This window comes from Haloarcula montana (assembly GCF_035666295.1).
Classification (GTDB): Archaea; Halobacteriota; Halobacteria; order Halobacteriales; family Haloarculaceae; genus Haloarcula; species Haloarcula montana.
In genome coordinates, this window is the sequence record NZ_CP142028.1 from 183628 (window position 1) to 205106 (window position 21479).

The following is a 21479-nucleotide window of genomic DNA, read 5'->3' on the forward strand; positions in this document are numbered from 1 at the left end:
GACTCTCACTTCTGCTGGATAGCGAACGTTTCGAGGAGCGGCCGATGGAGTGCGATCAGGACGAGCAGCGGCGGCAGGAGTGCCAACACCGCGCCGGCCATGATCAGCCCCCACCGCGTGAGTCCGGCCTGAGCCGATCCCTGGATGTACCGAATCCCGACCTGGACGACCTGGCTACTCTTGTCCGTGACCGCGACCAGCGGCCAGAGGAACTGGTTCCAGGCGTAGATGAACGTGATGACGGCGACGCCGGCGATCATTCCCCGGGACATCGGGATCAACACTTTGACTAAGAACGTCAGCGGTCCGACCCCGTCGAGGCGTGCCGCCTCGACCAGCGACGAGGGGATCGACATGAAATGCTGTCGGAACAGGAAGACCGCGGTCGCACTGGCGATGTAGGGGCCGGTCAGCGCCAGCAGGGTGTTCGTCCATCCCAGGTCCGCCATCAACTGGAACAGCGGGACGATCCGGACCGGGACGGGAAGCAACAGCGTCAGCAAGACGAACATGAACACCCCTCGCTGGAAGGGGAAGTCGTAGTAGACGAGCGCCAGGGCGGCAAGCAGTGACAGGGTGACCTTGCCGACCACGATGACGACGCTCATCACGAGCGAGTTGAGCATGTAGTTCGCGAACCCGTACTCCGTGAGCGCCGTCTGGTAGTTGCTGAGTCCCTGACTGCCGATGCCGAGGTTCGTCACCTGATACACCTCGGTGGTGGTCTGGGTGCTCATCACGAGCGCGAGCACGAGGGGGGCCGACATCAAGGCGATGGCCCCGACGAGTCCGGCGTGCATCGCGAGGTTCTCCGGGAGCCGTGTCTCGACCGCGTCGGCAACTGTCGTCTGTTGTGTTTTCGTTCCCATTGTCACACCCCGTACTGTGCGTACTCGTCCGAGAGTCTGATCTGTCCGTACATCAGGACCGCCACGAGGACGAACAACACGACTGATTCGGCCGACGCCAGGCCCAGACTGCTGAACTCGAAGGCGTCACGGTAGAGCTTGAAGATGAGGAAGTTCGTCGCGTCGCTTGGTCCGCCGCTGGTCATCAGATCCACGAGCGGGAACGTCGAGAAGAAGGAGTAGATCGTGTTCATCACGGCGAGGAAGACGAGCGTCGGCGAAACGAGCGGGATATACACCTTGTACAGCAGTCGGAGGTGTCCGACCCCGTCGATCCGTGCTGTCTCGCGTAAGCTCTCCGGGACGTTGTTCAGTGCCGCCACGAGGAAGATGATGTTGTAGCCCAACTGCTTCCAGATGGCGACGACCGCGACGACCCCGAACGCCTGGGGGCCGCTGTTGAACCAATCGAGCGTGAACGGGGTCAGCAGTTCGAGATAGTGGGTGAAGATGCCGAGGTTCGGATGGAGGAGGAAGTTCAGCAGGATTGCCGCCACGGCCGGGGGGAGCGCGTACGGCCAGATGGCCGCGACGAGATACGTCGAGGAACCGACCTCGACGTGAAAGAGCATGTAGCTGATCACGAGCGACAGCGAGAGGGTCCCGACGACGACGATCGCCGCGAACAGGACCGTGATCAGGAAACTGTTGTGGTAGGCCGACGATGTCGCCAGTTCGGCGAAGTTCCCGAGGCCGACCCAGCTGGTCTGTTGGCCCAGAAACAGTGTCTCGTACAGGCTCAGCCGGAACGTCTCCAGGCCCGGATAGTAGAGGAACGCGACCAGCACCACCGCTGTCGGGAGGAGGAGAACGGCAGCCTGCGGGATGGAATCGTACGGTTTCGTTTGGGTCGACATGCTCCCGTGGTTATTCGCTGCCGTCGTAGTTTCCGCTGTAGCCGCTGAGTGCCTCTTCGACCTGCGTGTCCATCTCCGAGAGGCCTTCCTGGACCCCGACCTCGCCGTTGATGATGCTGACAGAGAGCTCCTCGTTGATCGTTCGCGCTTCGGGGAACACGCCCATCACGGCCCCTCGCGTCGCGGGGGTGTCCTGTGTGTCCTGGAGCTGGTCGAACGCGGTCCGGAAGTTGGGGTTCTCCTCGAACCAGCCGTCGTCGGTCAGTTGGTCGATCGCGCTCTGTCGGACGGGGAAGTAGCCGCTGTTGCGGTGCCAGCGAGCCTGTTGCTCGGTCCCAGTCAGGTGGGCGACGAACTCCCCAGCGGCGTCCTTCTTCTCGTCGGAGAGGGCGTCCGGGACCCACAGCGACCCCCCGCCGATGACGACGCCGGTGTTGTCGCCGTCTGGGGTCGGGAGATACGCCGACCCGAGTTCGAAGCCGTTCTCCTGTGCGCCGGATTTCATCGAGACCATGTTCGAGGTCGAGTCCCACAGCATCGGGACTTTCCCGGTGAGGAACGCCTGACGCGCTTCGCCCCAGGCCTCGATGCCCGGGTTCAGATACAGCCCTGCGTCGGCCATCTCCTTCCACCAGTTGTAGACGTTCCGGCCCGCTTCGCTGTCGAAGTTCGTCGCGTTGGGACGGCCAGAACGGCCGTTCTGGTTGTTGACGAGGGTCTGGTCCTGTTTGGCGAACTGCTGTTCGACCTGCATCCACGTGTGGTTGGGCCAGGTGATCCCCTGCTCCATCTCCGTCTGATCGACGATGGTCTCGGCCGCGGTACGGACCTCCGCCAGCGATCGTGGCGGGGACTCGGGATCGAGACCGGCCTCCTCGAAGGCGGTTTTGTTGTACAGCATGATCGTGTTCGAGGAGTTAAACGGCATCGAGTTGAGGGTCCCGTCGATCCGGTAGTAGTTCAGGACCGAGGGGAGGAAGTCGTCGAGGTTCATCTGGTCCTGGGGGAGGATCTCGCCGATGGGCGTGAACGCACCGCTGTCCAGCGCCAGCCGGGTCCCGATCTCGAATATCTGGATGATCCCGGGCGGGTCACCCGCTCGCGAGGCCTGGAGCGCCTGGTTGAGGTTCTGCCGGTACCCGCCGTTGTTGACCGCCTCGATAGTCACCCCGTCGGTTTGCTGGGAGAACTCACCGGCCATATCTTCCAGCGTCGACCCGAGTTCGTCGCCGAAGATGTGCCAGAACTCGATCGTGTTCGACGAACTACCGCCGCTCCCGCCGGTGCTCCCGCCGTCGCTCGAACCGCCACTCCCACCGTCACTCGATTCGCCGCTTCCGCCGGTACAGCCGGCAAGTGCGGTAACGCCGACCGCGCCGGCGCCGGTAACGAACTGTCGTCTCGATACGCCATCTCCGGACTTCGTAGTGCGTGCCATCAACTACACCCGGCAACCATGGACCCATTAACCATACTATGAGTTACATATAGCAGTATCGAGTAGTATGTCGAGTTTTTTCGCTATTGTTCCCGAAAAACCACTATTGAGAGTATATATCCGTCACTGGAGTGTTATCGTCGATTAGGAGCGAGGGTGAGCAGCGTCGGTCGTGTAGCCCGTCGAACGCACGTCCCGGTCGGCGCTCTCTCGGTATGGGGCAGTCGTCCGTCGGATCGGTTTCCGACCACGAACGCTTAACACAGGTCCCGTCGAACCGTCGATTACGGCCATGGAGGGGGTTCGAGGCCGCCCGCCAGTGATTCCAGCTATGTACGATACCATCCTCGTTCCGACGGACGGCAGCGATCACGCGCTCCGCGCGGCAGCACACGCGCTCGCACTCGCAAACGCTTTTGATGCGACTGTTCACGTTCTCACCGTCGTCGACGTGGACGCCGCGGCCGGGCCGATCAACGCCGGTGGTGTCACTGACGACTACGTCGAGCAACTGCGCGAGAGAGGGCGGGAATCGATCGACGCGATCGAGGCACTCACAGCGGCCGAGTCGGTGCAGGGACACGTCGTGGAGGGGTCGCCCTCGGATGCCATCCTCGACTTTGTCGAGAGTCGCGATATCGACCTCGTGAGTATGGGGACCCACGGCCGGACGGGTGTCCGCCGCTTCGTCGCGGGGAGTGTCACAGAAGACGTGGTCCGGCAGTCGCCAGTCCCCGTCCTTACTGCTCGGGCACAGGACGACGACGCCCCGGTCTCCGGCTACGACGATATTCTCTTTCCCACCGACGGGAGCGAACGGGCCACAGCCACCGTCGATCACTGTCTCGCCCTAGCGAATGCTTTCGACGCCACCGTCCACGTGATCAACGTCGTCAACCTCGGTGCAGTATCGAGCGGCCCTGACCAGCCAATCCCTGTTGGATTGTTGCAGACGTTACGCGAGAACGGCCAGTCGGCCGTCGACTCCGCGGCCGATCGAATCCGAGAGGCGGGCTGTACTGTCGAGACCGAGGTCCTGGAGGGGTATCCCGCACGCGATATCCTCGACTACGCCGAGGAGAACGGGATCGATCTACTGACGATGGGGACGGCCGGCCAGACCGGTCTCAGCCGGTTTCTGCTCGGGAGCACGACCGAACGGGTCATCAGACACGCATCGGCCCCGGTGGTCGCGGTCAACGCTCGGGACACCACAGCAGAATAACGGCGCTTGTGCGTTCGAGGGGGTCTCGGCCGTATTTGGAGTTGATCCGGGGTGATTGTGTCGCTCGTCGCGAATCCGTGCTTGCGTTCCGGGGGCGGAATTAACTATCGGCAGTACCAATCAAGGGATATGCGCGTCCTCGTGACGGGAGCGACCGGGTTCGTCGGTGGCCATCTCGTCCCTGCGTTACTGGCGGCCGGTCACACGGTGGTCGCGATGGTTCGGAACCCCAGCGAGTACGACCCGCCATCCGGGGTCGAGGTGTGTGAGGGGGACGTACTCGATTCGAATCTCACGCTGCCACCCGCCGATGCGGCGTACTATCTGATCCACTCGATGGGTGCCGACGGGGACTTCTCCGAACTCGACCGTCGGGCCGCCCGGAACTTCGTCGAGGCCGTCGACGCGGCAGGAATCGGCCGGATCATCTATCTCGGTGGCCTGGGTGACGACGACGCGGATCTCTCGGAACACCTCCGCTCTAGACGGGAGGTCGAACAGCTTCTCGGTGAGGGTGAGGCCGAACTGACGGCGCTCAGGGCTGCCATCGTCATCGGCGACGGGTCGGCCAGCTTCACCGTGATCCGGCAACTCACCGAGCGATTGCCCGTGATGGTGACGCCGAGTTGGGTCCGGACGGACTGTCAACCGATCTATATCGACGACGTGATCGCCTATCTCGTCGGAGTGCTGGAAGCGCCGGCTACAGCCGGCCGGACCTTCGAAATCGGTGGTCCGGAAGTATTGACTTACCAAGACATCCTCGTCCGGACCGCGAAGCTCCACGTCGGCCGGCGACCGCTCATCCTCCCGGTCCCAGTGCTGACACCAGGTCTGTCGGCACGGTGGCTGGGTCTCGTCACCGACGTACCCGTCGGTGTCGCGAAACCCCTCGTCAACGGACTAAAGAACAGGGTCGTGGTCACCGACGACAGCATCACCGACTACGTCGACATCGAGTTGACCGCATTCGAGGAGGCTGTGCGGCGGTCACTCGAAGACGGTACCGCTCGGCGGCGGGAACGTCCCCAAGCCTGATCGGTGGTAGCTCGGCGGACCTGAGTGCGTCGCGGACGATCCGTGAAACGCCATCGGGAAGTTGTGGATCGGGAGTAAGGAATTAACCAACAGCCTGCGGGATTACCCAGGTTTGTTGGTTAAGCTATCCGCCAACGACGACCGCCACACACCTCTATCGATGTGTTCGGATACGAGTGGGTCCGTCCAGACCCACCAGACACACCTCTATCGAAGTGTTCCAGCGGGTATTTTCCCGGGACAGAGGGAGGGGCACACACCTCTATCGATGTGTCGCCGTAGCGAATCAGACAGAGATTCACGATCTATCCGAAGCCGTTGGAAAGTCCGAAAACGTCTACTCGACAAAGAGGCCAGAGATCGAAACCACTGGTTCAAGCGGTAAAACTGGTGAGTACGGTGTCCGGTCGAGGTATGGCCCGTCCATCGATGGAGAGCCAGCCAGCACAGACACACCCCTCTATCGATGTGTTCGGGACGATCATGTGGGTGGGACGATGGTACCGGTCCGGGCCGACTAGTCAGATGGAAGGGACGGGCAGAACCGAGGACCGTGAAGAAAGTGCAGATTACAGGCAGTAGCAGTGCCGAAAAGGCAATTTCGGAAAGTTGAGAGGGTAGAGTGAAAGATGGACGAGTCTAGTGGTCTGTCCGTAGAGATCCATGGAGGTAGTACAGATCGAACACTTCGATAGAGGTGTGTGTGGGTTCCCTACTAGAACTAGCTAGCTAGAAGCGACTAGAAGAAGAACGAACAAGACAAGACCGGAGAAAGAGCGCTTCAGCGGCCGGTTTAGGTGTCTAGATCCATTCCAAAGAATACTCGAAACAGCTCTTTCAGGCCTGCTATCCGGTACGTATCGTAGATATACTCCGATTGTTTCCTCCGTTTGGATCGACGTTTTGACCCCCTCCCCTCCATTACTCCCGAACACATCGATAGAGGGGTGTGTCTGTTCCTCTCCATCACGAGCACACACATCGTCGGACCACCCCTCGTATCGACCGACTCTCTCGCTCATACTCGTCTGAAATGACCGTGTCACTCCTGAGAAGCCGTATTTCATATCGATAGGGGTGGGGAAGTTATTTAAGCCCAGCGTTGTTGGGAACTGACATGGATACAGACGACGCCCAGGACAACACCGAGGGCCGTGCGGCGTCGAACGGGGGGGACGGGGAACAGGCGAGTCTCTCGGAGCGGATCGGTACTTCGGAGGAACAGTCCGATCCGCCACCGACGGAGCAACAGGATGCCGCCGAGTCGTCGGAAGCGACCGTCGATTCGTCGCCCAACGAGATATCGGCCGATTCGGACTCCCAGTCGGACACTGGGTCTCAGTCGATCGAGGAGATGCTTCTGGAGTTCGACGAACAGGAAGGACTGATCCGGGACCGATCGCTCATCGACCCGAACCACGTCGTTGCGGAAGACCGGATCGTCGGCCGGGACAGGCAACTGCAGGAAGTCACCAAGATGCTCCGGGTCGCGCTCGGCGACAATCGCCCGCCGAACCTCTTTCTGTACGGTCCCTCGGGGACCGGCAAATCCCTGATAACCAAGGCAGTCTGTAAAAACATCAGTCGGATCTGTGAGTCCCGGGATATCCGGTTCGGGACTGTCGAAGTAAACTGCCAGGACATCGATACTCTTGGTGTCGGTGTTTACGAACTCGCCTGCCGTGCAGCAGACGAAGCGGGTGTCGAGGTGGAAGTCCCGAAACACGGTGTCGCGACCAAAGAGAAGTGGGACGAACTGTTCCGGATCGTCAACGAGAACTTCGACTCGGTCGTCTTCGTCCTCGACGAGTTAGATATGCTCGTCGGCCGTCGCGATAAACAGGAACCGGCGTTTTCCCGCCTTCTCTATCAGCTCTCGCGGGCGGGTGCCAACGACGAACTGACGGCGTATCTTTCAGTCGTCGCGATATCGAACGACACGAAGATGATGGAGTCCGTGGGGAGCCGCGCACTGAGCTCGTTCACGCCGGAGGATGTCCACTTTGACGACTACGACGCCAATCAACTCCAGGCGATCCTCCGACGGCGGCGTGATGCCTTCCACGAAGATGTCCTCGACGACGATGTCATTCCGCTCGCGGCGGCGTTTGCCGCACAGACTCACGGCGACGCTCGGAAGGCGATCGATCTCATGCGGGTCGCCGGCGAACTCGCAGAGCGCCAAGGTGACGAGCGGGTCCGCGAACAACACGTCAGGGCCGCCCAGGACAAGGTCGAGAAGAACCGCGTTTTGGAGGTCGTTCGAGGGATCAGTCAGCAAAAGAAACTCTGTCTCTACGCCACAGCGGCCGTCGCAGAACAGACGGAAGACGGTACGGCCCGCAGCACGACTGGCTACAAGGTGTACCAGTTCCTCACTGAGTCGATCGACGCCGACCAGTATCACCAGGAGACCTACGTCAACAAGATGAAAGAGATGACGACCTACTCGTTGGTCGATTTCGAGCGCCGAAGCCACGGCCCGAGTTCCGGGATGTTTCTCGAATTCCAGTTCGGCGAGCGACCGGCAACGATCCTAGAGACCCTCCGGGAGGATTCCCGGATCGAAGTCGCTGCCTCCGACGAAGTACAGAGTGTCGTCACCGCACAACTCCGCAACGAAACGTGAGCCGTTGCTGTGGTTGTCTGCTCTGGACGCCGGCGCGTGGCTGACACACACCGTTATCGAAGTGTTTCGTTTCACCGTGTCGTTTCTCATCAGTGAACGGCTCCGGGTTCGAGAGACCCCTCTATCGATGTGTTCGTCCGGCTCCCGAGCACGCTGCGTGGGACCCCCTATCGACCCTCGGAGCAGATCCCATCAATTCGGAGGCCGTCCGGGATTCGGGAGGTTCGGATCCGATGTCGGTGCTGTCGTCGGCTTCGATGGAGACCGCCGACGGCTATCGTGACTGGACTCACTCCTCGCGGTTGCCGTATGTGTCTTCACCCCACCCGTAGTCGGACTCCTCGTCGTTCCGTTCGAGGTAGTCTTCCAGTATCTCCTGTACCGCTCGGCCGAGATCATCCAACTCACCGTCGATCATCGAAACTGTGCTCGAATCGAGTGATTCGGTCGCGTCCCGCTCCCGCCAGTCGTCCGAGATCGTGGGGGCGTCGAAGCGAAGGCGGTCCTCGCTCGGGTCCCAGTAGAAGTCGAACGATTGGAACAGGCCGAGATCGTCGACAGTTTGCCCGTGCGTTTCATCGAGACTCGTGTACTCGGCCCATTCGTTGAACCCCTCCTTCCACGCACCTTCCTGAAGCAGATCCTCGATGTCCTCGCGGTAGAAGTCCTCCGAGCCGAGTGTCTCTTCTTCCCACTCGAACCCGCGTGGCGTTCCTCGGTTCGAGAGATCCGGTGGCTCAGGGACCGCTATATCGAATGTCATACCACTGATTTCGCCGGTAACACAATAAAGCCCACAGACGGTTCTAACCGAGTAACAACGGACATCGTCGGGTTATACCCCGAGCCACTCGTCGTCTCGTACCTGATAGCCGTTCGTCCGACAGAATTTCGCCGCTTCTCGGCGTACCGCCCGGGAGGACGGGAGTCGTTCTTTGTCACGAACTCGCTCGGTGATCCAATCGCTGATGGCTTGGATCCCTTCGTCGTCGTCATCGGCGTCGATCGCTTTGAGTTCCTCGAAGGTCTTCTCGTAGGCCTTGCGCTGTGACCAACTGAACTCCGTATTCCGAACCGTCTCGCTGGCTTCTACGACCCGTTTCATCGCTGCGGCGACTGTCGGCCGCTGTACTTGGACTCGGATGGCATCCGGGGAGTCAAACGTCTCCTCGTCCGTCTCGGGGAGTAGCTCCGCGATACTGTAGCGTCCCTCGGTGGATTCGATCTCGTGATCGCCGATCGCCGCGACAACCGCTGTCCCCGTCGCTGGGAACGTCAGCGCTTCGAGTTCCACCTCGAACCCGGTGAGCTCCGCCGGGTCAACCGGTGGTTCTACTTCGTCGCCACGCTCCAGTTCCGTGGCGAGTTCACGTTCCTGCTGACGGTTCTCGGCGTCTTGTGCTTGCTTGTCTCGGCCGCTCTTATTGTCTGCCATTCTGATTGATACGTTCTCCAGGCTGATAGGTCTGTGGTCGAGACCGGGGTCCAGGATCTCCCTGGAGGACACACCCCTCTATCGAAGTGTAAATCACCTTCCCAGCGTCGTAGCGGGACGCAGGAGTCAGTTCTGTCGACTGAGACGTGACAGCGCGATCTCGACTGCGAGGAACCGACCGGCGTAGAAGACAACGACACTAGCGACGAACGCCAGGAGCGAAACTGTACTGACCGAGATCCCTAGACCGGACGCCGCAAACGGGTTCCGTCCCATCACTGCGACGTAGGATTCGATCGCACTGGCTCCGCCGAGCCCGATCGCAAAGAGCAGCGTGGTTACGAGGATCGCCACCCCACCCGTACCCAACGCCACGTACCGGGCGAAGTCCTCGACGTTGAGAACGCTGTGGGCCTGCTCTTCTGTCAACGGTGCCTTCGAGACCCGATAGAATACCGCTCCGACGAGCAGTACGGCACTGATAAGCTGAAAGAGACCGCCGAAGACGCCCATCAACAGGACCTTCGGTGAGGCGACTACTGGGTCGACCGCCGGGAGGAACTGTGCCGCGCTGTTCGGATAGAGTCCGTACATCGGGAGGACGAGCGCCAGCATCCCGAGCGACGCACTCTGCAGCGCGAGTGTCCGCGGAACTGTCTGCCGGAAGTACGAGTGTCGCTCGTAGCGGACGCGCTCGTACGCTGAGTCGGAGAGCAATGCAGTGGTGATCCTGTCTTCGTTCATCTCTGGTGCCATAATCGGGCCGGTACTTACTGAGCATGGTACGCCGGACCTTCTATATACGTCTTTCCTGTGTGGACGACCTTTGACCTCCGCTAATCGACGGTGATACTGTGGGTTTTGGGTACTGTCTCTGATAAACGTCATACCCTTGGGGGATGATAACATGGGTATGAACTGGAAACTCCTCTTCCTCGGGATCGCCGTCGGGTTCCTGGTAGTGATCGCGACCGTGCTCGTCGGCGGCTGGCTGGTCGTCACCGACGACAGCCCGCTGCTCTTCTACGATTCGCGACCGGCGACAGTGGACGAACCGGCAGTTTCCGAGGCAGGGTATACGTCGTTGAACACCACGTCGTTCAACGCCAGCTACAGCCCGGTCCCGGGGGTCGGCCGAAACGTGAGTCTCAGAGTCTGGGTGAGTACGTACGTAACTGGACTCTCGACGGGGAACCAGACGGCAGGTCCCCCCTCGGAGACACCGACCAGTGGCAACGCGACGGTCGACGTGGCAAACACCTCTGTGGTGACGGTCGTCTCGATGTCCTCGCTCGAACTCGGGCCGGTCGCGTTCAACCCACTGGTCTATGGGTCGGACCCTCGTGTCTTGAACCAGTCCGGATTCTTCATCGACCAGGGAGAGGCCTACTTGCCGTCGAACGTGACCAACGTCACCGACCTGACTGTCCGCAGCGACAGACCCGTCCGGATGGTCGGACAGGACACTCAGATGTCTCGGCTCAGCGGCTCTGTCGTCGCTTCACCCGAGGCTGATCCGGTCAACGTTACCGTCTACGTCGCCAGGGTGACCCACGAGGGAGATCTGGTGATGCTCATCGGCGTCACACCGGCGTCCGGGGACGCGAGCGAGGAGTTCGGGAGACTCGTCGAGAACGTTCGTCACTGGGAGCCAGACGCCGGGACCCCACCGACTCCAAGTGGGGTCGGACAACAGAGCGAGCAGACGACTTCCGACACAAATACGACGGGAAGCGCGTAACCTCGCGACCTCTCCCGGTAATGTAGCCACTCACCGACGGACGACGCTGTCGCAAAAACCGCGTGCGGGCGAAGCCGTCACGCGATGACGGTCGCCGCTGCGATGAACGACCAGTTCGTTCCGCTGCGGGTTTCTGTCTGCTTCTGTGCTGCCGTGGTCTCGTTGCGGCGGTGCTTCCAGTTCATTGTAACAGAGAGAACGGGCCCCACTCGTAAATACCTTTTCTATTTTTGATATGTTATGGCCGAACAACGATGACAGTTCAGACTCCCGAATTCTGGTTATACACGCAATTTCGGGAACGTACCCGAACGTCTATTATATTATTTCATATAATTTGTCGAGTGGTACCAAGACACAGTACCGGAGAGGATCCAGCGGCGCTCGTCCCACTGCTTGGACGACAGCAGAGATATGCGCCTCCGGAACAAACATCAGCCCATGACCATCCTCGTGGCAATCGCTGACGACGCTGCGCGTGATCGGGTCCTCGAAGTGGCGACGGAGTTGGGAGCCGGGCTGAACCGGGAGCTCTATATCGTCCATCTCATCGAGCAGACGGACGCGAGCCCGGACGCCCGGCGGGTGCGTGAGGAGACCCGGGACCGGATCGGCGACGAGACCGTCGTTTCGACCATCTCCGTCGAGTACATCACCCATCAGGGGAACCGCAACGCCACCCGGACAGCGAAGGAACTGCTCGATATCGCGGCCGATGTCGATATCTCCCACATCGTCATGGGGCACCTCCCGAAAGGCGTCGTCGAGAACATCACCCAGGGCAACACTGCCTTCGCCGTCGTGGACGAGGCGACCGTTCCCGTGACGATCGTCCCAGTCGGGGCCGAGTGAACCGCCAGGCGCTCACTCCGGCCGATCGGCGAGTTCGGTTCGCTCGCTCTCACTGACCGGTTCTGCCCCCCGCTCGGGAAGTCGAACGAACCTGGTTCGGCTGTACAGCGTCAGATCGTACTCCGGATACGTGTGGTAGGTCTCGTATCCGTTCTCACCGAGATCGATCGCCGTGACTGCGTCCGCTCCGAACCAGTACGCCAGATCGAAGGGCGCTTCGGACGGGAACGCTGCCAGTGGTTCGTGTTCGATCACCGTCTGGCATTTGACCCGGTCAGTCTCGTGGCTGAGTCGGCGGCGCTCCCCACCCGTCTCAAGCGGAATCACCGCACCACTGCTGTCGACGGGATCACACGACGAGAGTTCGTAGAAGTCGTACTCCGGCGCGCTCACGTAGTGTGAGCTTCCGATCACCCGGAAGCGGAACTGGGTACCGACGAAAGACTGGGTCAGTTCGTCGTAGACGGTGATCTCGTCGGTGGGCGGGGTCGAACTGTGGACGAACGTGAGCGTTTCTCGTGTCATGTGTAGCCAACGATGATGTCGTAGTTGGGATCGAAGACGCTGTTTGGCTTGATACCACGATACGTCGCGAGGCGCTGCCACTCGAAGGGACCCAATCGATCCGCGTTGTCCCTGACGTACGCTCCGTGGGCGTGCTCCAGATCCGGCTGTGGCGTGGGACCGTCCGAGAGGACGTAGAACTGCTCCCCGCGTTCGTACTCCCCGTCGCCGTCGAGGTCCTCGACGACGGAGTACGGCAGGTGTCGGTCGAATCCTGCGGCGGCGACGGTGTTGTGATACGCCTTGTTGTGCTGTGGGTAGGCGTACTCGGAGTACACCCAGGAGACGACGATGCCGCGATCGGTCAGATGCCGATTCAAGAGCGTGTAGAACTCCCGGGAATACAGCGGGAGCGCGTCGTCGCTTCGCGCGCCGGGAATGTCCAGCAGTATCAGATCGTACTCCTTGTCGGTTCCCCGGAGGTAGGTGTAGGCGTCACCGACGGTGGTGTTCAGCCGATCGTACTCGTAGGCATCGTCGTGGAACTGCTCGAAGTAGCTCCGGTTCTTGGTGTATTCGAGGAACTCCCCGTCGATGTCGACCTGGTCGATCGAGACGTTGTAGTCCCGGAGGTGGTTCACCGCGACGTAGTCGCCGCCGCCGACGAGCAACACGTCGACCGACGACTGGTTGTCGTACATCGACATGGGCACGTCGACGAGACCGCTGTGGTAGGAGTCGACCCAGCTATCACACAACTGGAGGGCGTTATCGAGACGCAGGCACTGCTCGGGGCCGGCGTGGGTCGCGACGCGCCGCTCGTACATCGTGATCCGCTGGTAGGCGGTCGTATCGTAGCTCTGTACGTCGATTTCGACCGAACCGGGACGGTACTCGTCGGCGATTCGGTCGCCCATGTACGCACCGGTGACCGTCCGGTCGACCGCGTCGCCGTTGGCGACCAGCCCGCCGTACGTCCCCGTCACCAGCAGGCCAACGACGAGTACGGCACGCCAGTTTCCGACGGTCGGCCTGGAGAGCGTCTCCGAGCGGCCGGTCAGCGTCCAGGCCGCGAACGCCAGGGCCGCAAGGGCGTTGAGCAGCCCCAACACGAGCACTGTCACGACCAGCCCCAGTCGGGGATACAACACGAGTGCGTAGACGACAGTCCCGAGGAGGCTCCCGATATAGTCCGCGCCCAGGACCTCCGACAGCGACCGACCTTCCGAGTCCGAGACGCTGAAGAACAGGCCCATGACACGACGGACGACTCGGCGGGGGTAGAGACTCCCCATCGCCGAGAACAGTGACCCCTCGCGGTCCTCGACGAGCGAATCGAGCAGGGGGATCTCGAACCCCGAGAGGACACCGACCACGATGATCGGCAGGTGTGCTGCGACGAGCGTGACGGTGTATTTCCCCGGGAAGGCGACGTTCGGAAAGGAGTTCAACGCGATGATGAATCCGGCGCCGACCGGCCCGGCCACGGAGAGATACACCTCGGTCCGCAGGAGGTTCGATTCGGGATCGTCGAGCTGACCCGACAGCAGCGCGCCGATGCCCAGCGAGAACATGTACAGTCCGATGGTGATGGAGTACCGAACCACCGTCCCGCCGTAGAAGACGGTCAAAAACTGTGAGTAGACGAGTTCGTACGCGATCGAACAGAAGGCGACGACGACTGTCAAGCCGAGTTTGAACCGCCGGTCTGTCACCATCGACCGCCGGGGAGAATCAGGACTGTCCATGTCGTTCTTGCTGTCGGTCGCGGACTGGGACATCCGGTGGGAGGTTCACACGCGTGGCCGGACGTGCCAGGCCTTGTCGATCTGCCAGGTCCCCTCGTTGTCGATCTCGAAGTCAGCGCCCTGCCAGCCGAAGTCGGCGCCGGACTCCTCGCCGACGAGTTTCGTCCCGACGCGGTACCACCCCTCCCGGGGGGCGTCCGAGGGTGCGGCTTCGGAGAGGGGGACCGTGTGGGACTCGCCGTCCTGCTGGTTCTCCCATTTCTTGTCCCACGGTACCGGTCCCGCGTCCGGCGGGTCGTCCTCGTAGCGCTGGTCGCTGCCCAGATAGGCGACGCCGGCCGCGCCGATCATGGCTGGGTACATTCGCAGTTCGTCCTGGTGGTTCTCCCGCCAGTCGTCGTCGTTGTTGCCGCCGTGCCAGACCGCCCAGCCGTGCCGGCCTCGGGGGGCGCTGCCGTAGGCTCCGGACCCGCGCGCCGCGCCACCGCCACCTTTCTGTGCACTGGCGACGCCGACCGGGGAGAGCTGACCCACCGCCAGCGACCCCTCGGTCGTCTCGACGCGAGATTCGACTCTGGGGTCCGAGACGAACTGGATCTGCAACTGCCGTCCGTCCAGCGAGACGCCTTCGAACACCTGTGCCCGTCGCGGTGGAGGGGAGCTGCTGCCGCTACCGCCGAAACAGCCGGCGAGGGAACTCAGGGCGGCTCCTCCGACCAACGCCGAACTGCTCCGGAGGAACGATCGTCTATCCATATTCCATCCACGTATGTACAAGGGTAAATAAGTTCCGTTTATCTCAGTTGTCGATCATCTTCCCACTGTTTGAAGTGGACTGGTTCGATAGCTAGGGTAAGTATGGCTGCCGACTGGAACGCCCCGACCGACGAGTTCTCCGGCGACGTACGCCTGCAGCACCGCGAGGAGACGATCGGACTCCGGGGAGCCGAGGACGTGTACGTCCGTGGCGACGCCGTCGACGGCGAACTGGCGTTTCTCGATGCGGAATACGTCTTCACCGATGTCGCAGTAGAGGGGTCTCCATCGCTGAGCGGGACCGATATCGACACGGCTGTGACCGGGAACCTGGAAGACGGCTACGTCGACGGCGTCGCCGACGACGTGGTTATCACCGAGATCGAGGACGCGTTCGTCCAGTATGGCGGGGCCGAGCAGGTCACTGTCGGCGGCGTCGAACAGGTCTTTCACGACGACTCGGCGGCACCGACGAAAGCCCCCGAACAGTACGAAGTCACGGTCAACGGCTGGAACCACTCGACAGAGGCGACCGATCCACGTGACGGCGTCTCCGTCGTCGGGGCGAAAAACGAGGTGACGATCAGGGAGGCGACACACGACCTCACGGTCTACGTCGTCGGCTGGGACAACGAGGTCCGCATCGAGGGGCGGAACGCTGACGTGACGGTGTTTTTCGTCGGCCGCGACAACACTGTCAGTGTCGGTCCGTATCTCTCGCAGTCGCTGGCAGCCGAGAGCGGGTTCGACAACGCGGTGGATGCCGACCCGCTTCCGCCGGAAGCGGTCATCCAGACCTCGAAATCCGAGGCCCACAGCGACGCCGTCTTCGGCCGGCACAAACTCACTTGGCAGGAACCGGCAACGGACAAAGACTGGTGTCCCAACTGTGGCAGCAACGCTGACGCCGTCATCGAACGGAAACAGCGAGACGCGCTGTTCCTGCTCAAAGTCCCGGTCAGAACCTACGACGACGGCGGTATCTCCTACGAGTGTGAGCACTGCAGTCACCACGCGCCCGGTCACGTCTCTCTTTCCGAGGACGAACGGCGGGACGCACTAGAGTAACGGGACACTCATCGGGGGACAGATTTCGACCGTCATTGCAGAAATATTTCCCCTCACGGAAAAACACTTTTGACGGTTCTGTTGAACTATATAGCAATGCCAGACTCTGACGTATCACGCGCCCGTGCCGTCCTCACGCGGTCGCCCCAGGAGCGTGAGAACGAGGGTATCGGGACCGAGGCGGTCCAGGACGCCCTGAGGACGGTTCTCCGCCATGGAACGGCCGACGAGAAGACCTTCGAGGGCTGTACCTTTCCGGCGCTGAACCTGGATTACGAAGTGGTTCACGGCGCCGACAACCACCCTGCTGTCTTCGAGAACTGTACGTTCGAGGAGGGGATCAGCGCCGAGAAGGCGGACATCGACATGCCTCTCCGGTTTCACGACTGTACGATCGGCAACCTGTTTCTCTACCACGCACGTTTCGAGTACGATGTCGAGTTCGACGGCTCGACGTTCGGCGGGACCGTCCAGGCCGACGAGACCCGGTTCGAACAGGACGCGGAGTTCGACGACGCCGTCTTCGAGGACACGGTCGACCTCATCGAGACCGGGTTCTACGACGACACGAGTTTCGTCGACGCTCGGTTCGAGGCCCCGGCGTCGTTCCGCGGGTCCCAGTTCGAGGGCGAGTCGAACGAACTCGACGACAACGTCTCTTTCGCCGGTGCGGTCTTCGAGGCCGAGACGACCTTCGAGCAGGCCCACTTCGAGGCCAATCGCTTCGACGGCGCCACGTTCCAGGCCCCGGTAGTGTTCACCGAGGTCCTCTTCGACCACGACACCGAGTTCGAGGGTGTCGTCTTCGAAGCCGACGCCACCTTCGACGAGATCGAGTGCAACGAGGACGCTGATTTCAGCGATACGCACTGGCAGGGAACGGTACAGTTCCGTGGTGCGGTGTTCAACGGCGGGGCCCGGACGATGGAAGACGACGCCTCCTTCGAAGGGGCCACCTTCGAAGGGGAGACGACGTTCACGGAAGCCCAATTCCGGTACAGCAACTTCACACGGACCACGTTCGAGGCCGACACGACGTTTCAGGAGACGCGGTTCCGCGGGGACGCCGACTTCACCGAGGCACGCTTTTCGGGCCTGGCCGACTTCGACGAGACCCGGTTCCACCAGGAGGCCCTCTTCACCGACAGCGTCTTCGACGGGCAGGCACACTTTCGCGGTGCCGAGTTCGAGGGCCACGCGAACCAACTGGAACAGAACGTCTCCTTCGACCGGGCCAGGTTCGCCGACGCAGCCGAGTTCACCGGAGCGAAGTTCAGATCGGTCTCCTTCGACGATACCGAGTTCGCAGCCACGATGGATTTTTCCGGGACAGATTTCACCGACGACGCGTTGTTCCTGTTGCGCGCTGTCGGCGACGACCCGTACGTGAACTTCACCGACGCCTCGATCCAGGGTGGATCGATCACACAACCGACCGAGGGATGGGTCAGATACGACTTCACCAGAGTCAGCCTCGGCGACATCGACCTCTCGGCGGAGCGGGAGCGTGACTACCGCGAACTGTTCGACTACTTCCGGTTCTGTGAGACCATCTTCGACGAGTTCGACGGCAACGAGTTCGACTTCGAGGCCCACACCGACTACCTGGACCGAAACGAATGGAACATCCATACCTTCCAGGACCCCGTCGAACGGAGCTACGCCATCGAGATGACACCGGAGGCGATCGAGGCGACGTATCTCCGTGCGAAAAACAGCGCTTCGGCCGCCGGCGACATGAAAGCTGCCGGGGAGTTCCGCGTCAAACGCCAGCAGTACGCCCGGAAGAAACACATCAACATCGCGCTGGACGGGTCAGCCGGGACGACCGCACGCGCGAAAAACGGGATTAGAGCCGTCGAAAACGCGTTCTTGGGGATCTCCTGTGGCTACGGGATGCGGATCTTCAGGATCTTCGGCGTCTTTGCCATCACGCCGGCGGTGTTCTCCTTGTTCTATGCGTTCGGTGGGCAAGTCTTCGCGACGAGTGCAACGCAGCCGGCGTCCGTCACTGCGGCGCTCACGACGCCGGAAGGCCAGGCGGCCTTCTACAAACTCGTCTCCTTTAGCTACATCTCGTTCCTGACGATCGGGTACGGGAACATCGGTCCCGTCGGATGGGGAGCCCGGATTCTCGTCGCAGTAGAGGTGTATCTGAGTGTCATCCTCAGCGGGTTGGTACTGTACGCGCTCATCAAGCGTTCGGAGATGTAACAGTACGACGAATCCCTGCTCAGTCCGCCGAGCGTTCGCAGTCAGCGAGGAAGGCCTCGTAGCACAGAGCGTCGATGAACCCGTAAACGATAGCGGAACGAAAACGATAAGGGCTCAGGATGGGTACGCTTTGCCACCTAGTTACTCGCGTGACGTGACGCCCGATGAGGCCGCTCACGGCTGAGGGAACTGGTGCCAGACACCGCTCAGGGTGATGGTACCGCATGCACCGGGCATGTCGAGACCGGGCGCTCGGACAGCGCTTCGGTCCGCTCTCTTGCCTCTGGACCACTGTCGCAGTTGGGTAGCGTCGCGATCGATTCCGGAAATCGACATCCGTAGGATCGCATACGCGAGCCCGCCGACGCGGTTCCATCGGAGAACCGTCTGACGACTCAGCCGACCAACTGGATCGTGTTCCCGTTCGATGTCACGTGGAGGTCCCGACCGAGTTTGTAGCCCTGGTTGCCGGCCAACTCGACGTAGCCCGAAAAGCCGGCCATATCCTGGTGGGCCGGAATCACGTGCTGTGGTTGCAGTGCATCGAGCATCTGGTAATGTCCCTCCTGTCGGAGATGTCCGGAGACGTGGACGTCGTCGTAGATCCGAGCCCCCTGCATCCCGAGCAGCTTCTCGGATTGATAGCGCTGACCCACGTTCGTCGGCTCGGGGATGACCCGTGCCGAGAAGATGACCTTGTCTCCCTGATCGAGTTCGTACGGCGTCTCACCGCGACCCATCCGTGTGAGCATCGCACGCGGTTCGCCCTGATGGCCGGTGACGACGGGGAGATAGTTCTCTTTGCCCTCATTCATGACGCGTTCGAACGCACGGTCGACTGAGCGCCGGTGGCCGTACATTCCGAGATCGTCCGGAAAGTCGACGAGTCCGAGTCGCTCGGCGGTCCCGGAGTACTGTTCCATCGACCGACCGAGCAACACCGGTTGCCGGCCGATACGCTCGGCGAACTCGACGATCGACGTGACACGTGCGATGTGGCTGGAGAACGTCGTCGCGACGATGCCGCCGTCGTAGTCTTCCAGACTCAACATGACGTCTTCGAGTTGCTCACGGGCGACGGCCTCACTCGGTGTCCGCCCCTTCTTGTTCGCGTTCGTACAGTCCTCGATGTAACAGAGGACGCCCTCGCCCTCCCGTCCGATCTCCCGGAACCGCTTCATATCGATCGGGTCACCGATAACGGGAGTGTGATCCATCCGTTTGTCGAGCCCGTAGACGATCGCACCTTCCGGCGTGTGGAGGACGGGGTTGATCGCGTCGATGATCGAGTGTGTGACGTTGACGAATTCGAGTTCACACCGCTCGCCGATCGACATCGTTCCGCCGGCGTTCATCTGCACGACGTCGTTGTCGGTGTGGAACTTGTCCTCGTCGTCGATCTCTTCTTCGACGAGTGCCGAGGTAAACGGCGTCGAAACGATCGGTGCGTCGTATCGGTGCGCGAGTTTCGAGATGGCCCCGATATGGTCCAGGTGGCCGTGTGTCGGGACGATCGCCTGGACAGTCCCGTCGAGATCCGAGAGAATTCTGTCGTCGGGAATCGCACCCATATCGATGAGGTCCAGTGAGTGCATACCTTCCGTCCGGAGATTATCGTGAATCAAGACCTTCGAGAGGTTGAGTCCCATATCGAAGATCACGATATCGTCGCCCGCACGCACTGCTGTCATCTGTCGTCCGACTTCCTCGTACCCGCCAACGGTCGCGATTTCAATTTCCATAGGTGGAGCCGATCAGAGCAGTCCCAGAACTCGCCCCTGAGCGCGCCTTCAGCAGGAGAGCAGGCAAGAACGGCTGACAGTGGAGTGGAATCGAGAGATGCCACAGTGAGTGAGGCGTATGCGTTCTACGACCCGCCCGGGGACAACGCGTTTTTCGGATATAATATACTTCGTGGCCAACACGTAAATACTCCGTGCAAACTCAACGTCATGGGGCGATGGACTCGACGTTCTTACCGACGAAGCCCTCTCGGACATCGGTTGGAATCCGACTCCGTCCGCTCCGTTGCGTCTGTTCGATAGTCGCACGATCACGAATCGGAAGCGGGCTCGATACTCGGGCGTCCGCCCCCAGGGTATCCCTTACCGACGGGGACGCCGGACCGGGCGTCATAGTGAGTATTGTAGGTCTGTTCAGGATCGATCGCACGCTCGTGCGGTCGTCCCGGTAAATCGCTACACAGTCGGGCTTGCTCCCAGTTAGTCGACTCGAGCGACCGCACGAACCGGGGCACCGTCGCTATCGGTCAGCTTGAGCGGGAACGCGACGAGTTCGAATCGGTCCGGAAGTTCGGCGAGGCCGGTCAGGTTCTCGAATATCAACAGTCGCTCGCTCAGGAGCTGTCGGTGGACGGGAAATCCCGATGGCTCCGTGCTGTCGGCCCGCTCTGTCGGTGTCGGATCGGGATTGAGTGTATCGATAGCCACATTGTACCCCTGTTCGACACAGAACTCCGCGGCAGCGGGCGTCAGATACGGGTGATCCAGGTACTGCTGGTCGTCCCAATGATCGCTCCAGTCAGTCCGAACAACGACGACATCGGCGTCGGAGGCGGGCAACGACTCCGGACCGATCGATTCCCGCTGTTGCCGTCCGCTACAGTCGGCCAGGACCGCGTCCAGGACGAACCGCTCGGCGGGGAACGTATCGATATGATCTCCGTCGCTCAGGATATGGCTCGGCGCGTCGACATGCGTCCCCGTATGTGACCCGCAGTTCAGCGCGTGAACCTGGTACCCATCTGTCGGCACCGTCGCGTGTTGGTCGAGTGTGACTTTTGGGTCACCGGGGAAGACTGGCATCCCGTCACGAACCGGTTGTGTCAGGTCTCGGTACGACATACCACCACTGTTGGGGGAGTCGAAATATGTACTATTGGTATGCGAACTACCGTGGTCAGTCTGGCGTGAACTGTGGTGGACAGCGAACGCTTCGAGCCAGTTTCGAGCTGTCTCTAGTTCGACATAGCTGAAAACATTTATAATCGATACTGTTTGGTTTATATATCGGAATCCATACGTTTAACGAGATTCGCACTTCCAT

At 61.2% G+C, this 21479-nt stretch carries 18 protein-coding genes; 7 read left to right on the forward strand and 11 right to left on the reverse strand.

Translation table 11 applies throughout. The features are described from left to right. Positions 1-5: 5 nt before the first annotated feature. The 3 genes from VJ109_RS16630 to VJ109_RS16640 are packed head-to-tail and all read right to left on the reverse strand — an operon-like array spanning position 6 to position 3203. Positions 6-869, reverse strand: a complete 864-nt coding sequence (locus VJ109_RS16630; protein WP_324760414.1) for a carbohydrate ABC transporter permease — start codon at positions 867-869, stop codon at positions 6-8. Positions 870-871: 2 nt separating this feature from the next. Next, a complete protein-coding gene (locus VJ109_RS16635) occupies positions 872-1765 on the reverse strand; it encodes a carbohydrate ABC transporter permease (protein ID WP_324760415.1) in 894 nt (297 codons plus the stop codon). 10 nt (positions 1766-1775) lie between these two features. After that, on the reverse strand, positions 1776-3203 hold the full coding sequence (locus VJ109_RS16640) for an ABC transporter substrate-binding protein (protein WP_324760416.1): 1428 nt from the start codon (positions 3201-3203) through the stop codon (positions 1776-1778). Positions 3204-3534: 331 nt separating this feature from the next. Here VJ109_RS16640 and VJ109_RS16645 point away from each other — a divergent pair, with 331 nt between their 5' ends. The 3 genes from VJ109_RS16645 to VJ109_RS16655 all read left to right on the forward strand — a co-directional run bounded on the left by VJ109_RS16645 (position 3535) and on the right by VJ109_RS16655 (position 8095). Next, a complete protein-coding gene (locus VJ109_RS16645; RefSeq protein ID WP_324760417.1) occupies positions 3535-4428 on the forward strand; it encodes a universal stress protein in 894 nt (297 codons plus the stop codon). A gap of 129 nt (positions 4429-4557) precedes the next feature. Further along, positions 4558-5466, forward strand: coding sequence for an NAD(P)H-binding protein (locus VJ109_RS16650; RefSeq protein ID WP_324760418.1), 909 nt, complete (start codon positions 4558-4560; stop codon positions 5464-5466). Between the two features lie 1354 nt (positions 5467-6820). Further along, the gene (locus tag VJ109_RS16655; protein WP_324760858.1) at positions 6821-8095 is read left to right on the forward strand and encodes an orc1/cdc6 family replication initiation protein; all 1275 of its coding nucleotides are present in this window, start codon (positions 6821-6823) and stop codon (positions 8093-8095) included. Positions 8096-8384: 289 nt separating this feature from the next. On the opposite strand, the gene VJ109_RS16660 is transcribed toward VJ109_RS16655, so the two are convergent. The 3 genes from VJ109_RS16660 to VJ109_RS16670 all read right to left on the reverse strand — a co-directional run bounded on the left by VJ109_RS16660 (position 8385) and on the right by VJ109_RS16670 (position 10274). After that, positions 8385-8858, reverse strand: a complete 474-nt coding sequence (locus VJ109_RS16660; protein ID WP_324760420.1) for a DUF7992 family protein — start codon at positions 8856-8858, stop codon at positions 8385-8387. Positions 8859-8930: 72 nt separating this feature from the next. Continuing rightward, positions 8931-9530: a DUF5789 family protein gene (locus VJ109_RS16665; protein WP_324760422.1), complete on the reverse strand. Its 600-nt coding sequence runs from the start codon at positions 9528-9530 to the stop codon at positions 8931-8933. 126 nt (positions 9531-9656) lie between these two features. Continuing rightward, positions 9657-10274, reverse strand: a complete 618-nt coding sequence (locus VJ109_RS16670; protein ID WP_324760423.1) for a hypothetical protein — start codon at positions 10272-10274, stop codon at positions 9657-9659. A gap of 169 nt (positions 10275-10443) precedes the next feature. On the opposite strand from VJ109_RS16670, the gene VJ109_RS16675 reads away from it, so the two are divergent. Then, positions 10444-11271: a DUF6517 family protein gene (locus tag VJ109_RS16675; protein ID WP_324760424.1), complete on the forward strand. Its 828-nt coding sequence runs from the start codon at positions 10444-10446 to the stop codon at positions 11269-11271. A 441-nt stretch (positions 11272-11712) separates the two neighbouring features. After that, positions 11713-12123, forward strand: coding sequence for a universal stress protein (locus tag VJ109_RS16680; RefSeq protein WP_324760425.1), 411 nt, complete (start codon positions 11713-11715; stop codon positions 12121-12123). Between the two features lie 12 nt (positions 12124-12135). Here VJ109_RS16680 and VJ109_RS16685 read toward each other — a convergent pair whose 3' ends face one another. The 3 genes from VJ109_RS16685 to VJ109_RS16695 are packed head-to-tail and all read right to left on the reverse strand — an operon-like array spanning position 12136 to position 15131. Beyond that, the gene (locus VJ109_RS16685) at positions 12136-12648 is read right to left on the reverse strand and encodes a DUF2617 family protein (protein ID WP_324760426.1); all 513 of its coding nucleotides are present in this window, start codon (positions 12646-12648) and stop codon (positions 12136-12138) included. Further along, entirely contained in the window at positions 12645-14408 is a 1764-nt protein-coding gene (locus VJ109_RS16690; RefSeq protein WP_434737290.1) for a spermidine synthase, read from the reverse strand. Before VJ109_RS16690 ends, VJ109_RS16685 begins: the two co-directional genes overlap by 4 nt. 12 nt (positions 14409-14420) lie before the next feature. Further along, a complete protein-coding gene (locus VJ109_RS16695) occupies positions 14421-15131 on the reverse strand; it encodes a hypothetical protein (RefSeq protein WP_324760427.1) in 711 nt (236 codons plus the stop codon). Between the two features lie 102 nt (positions 15132-15233). Between VJ109_RS16695 and VJ109_RS16700 the strand changes: the two genes are divergently transcribed. Both VJ109_RS16700 and VJ109_RS16705 read left to right on the forward strand, forming a co-directional pair. After that, entirely contained in the window at positions 15234-16199 is a 966-nt protein-coding gene (locus tag VJ109_RS16700; RefSeq protein WP_324760429.1) for a DUF8108 domain-containing protein, read from the forward strand. 96 nt (positions 16200-16295) lie between these two features. Continuing rightward, positions 16296-18413 carry a pentapeptide repeat-containing protein gene (locus tag VJ109_RS16705; protein ID WP_324760430.1) on the forward strand — a complete coding sequence of 706 codons (2118 nt, stop codon included), beginning with the start codon at positions 16296-16298 and terminating at the stop codon, positions 18411-18413. A gap of 395 nt (positions 18414-18808) precedes the next feature. On the opposite strand, the gene VJ109_RS16710 is transcribed toward VJ109_RS16705, so the two are convergent. Both VJ109_RS16710 and VJ109_RS16715 read right to left on the reverse strand, forming a co-directional pair. After that, positions 18809-20155, reverse strand: coding sequence for an RNase J family beta-CASP ribonuclease (locus VJ109_RS16710; RefSeq protein WP_324760433.1), 1347 nt, complete (start codon positions 20153-20155; stop codon positions 18809-18811). A gap of 480 nt (positions 20156-20635) precedes the next feature. Then, on the reverse strand, positions 20636-21277 hold the full coding sequence (locus VJ109_RS16715; RefSeq protein ID WP_324760435.1) for a cyclase family protein: 642 nt from the start codon (positions 21275-21277) through the stop codon (positions 20636-20638). Positions 21278-21479 lie beyond the last annotated feature (202 nt).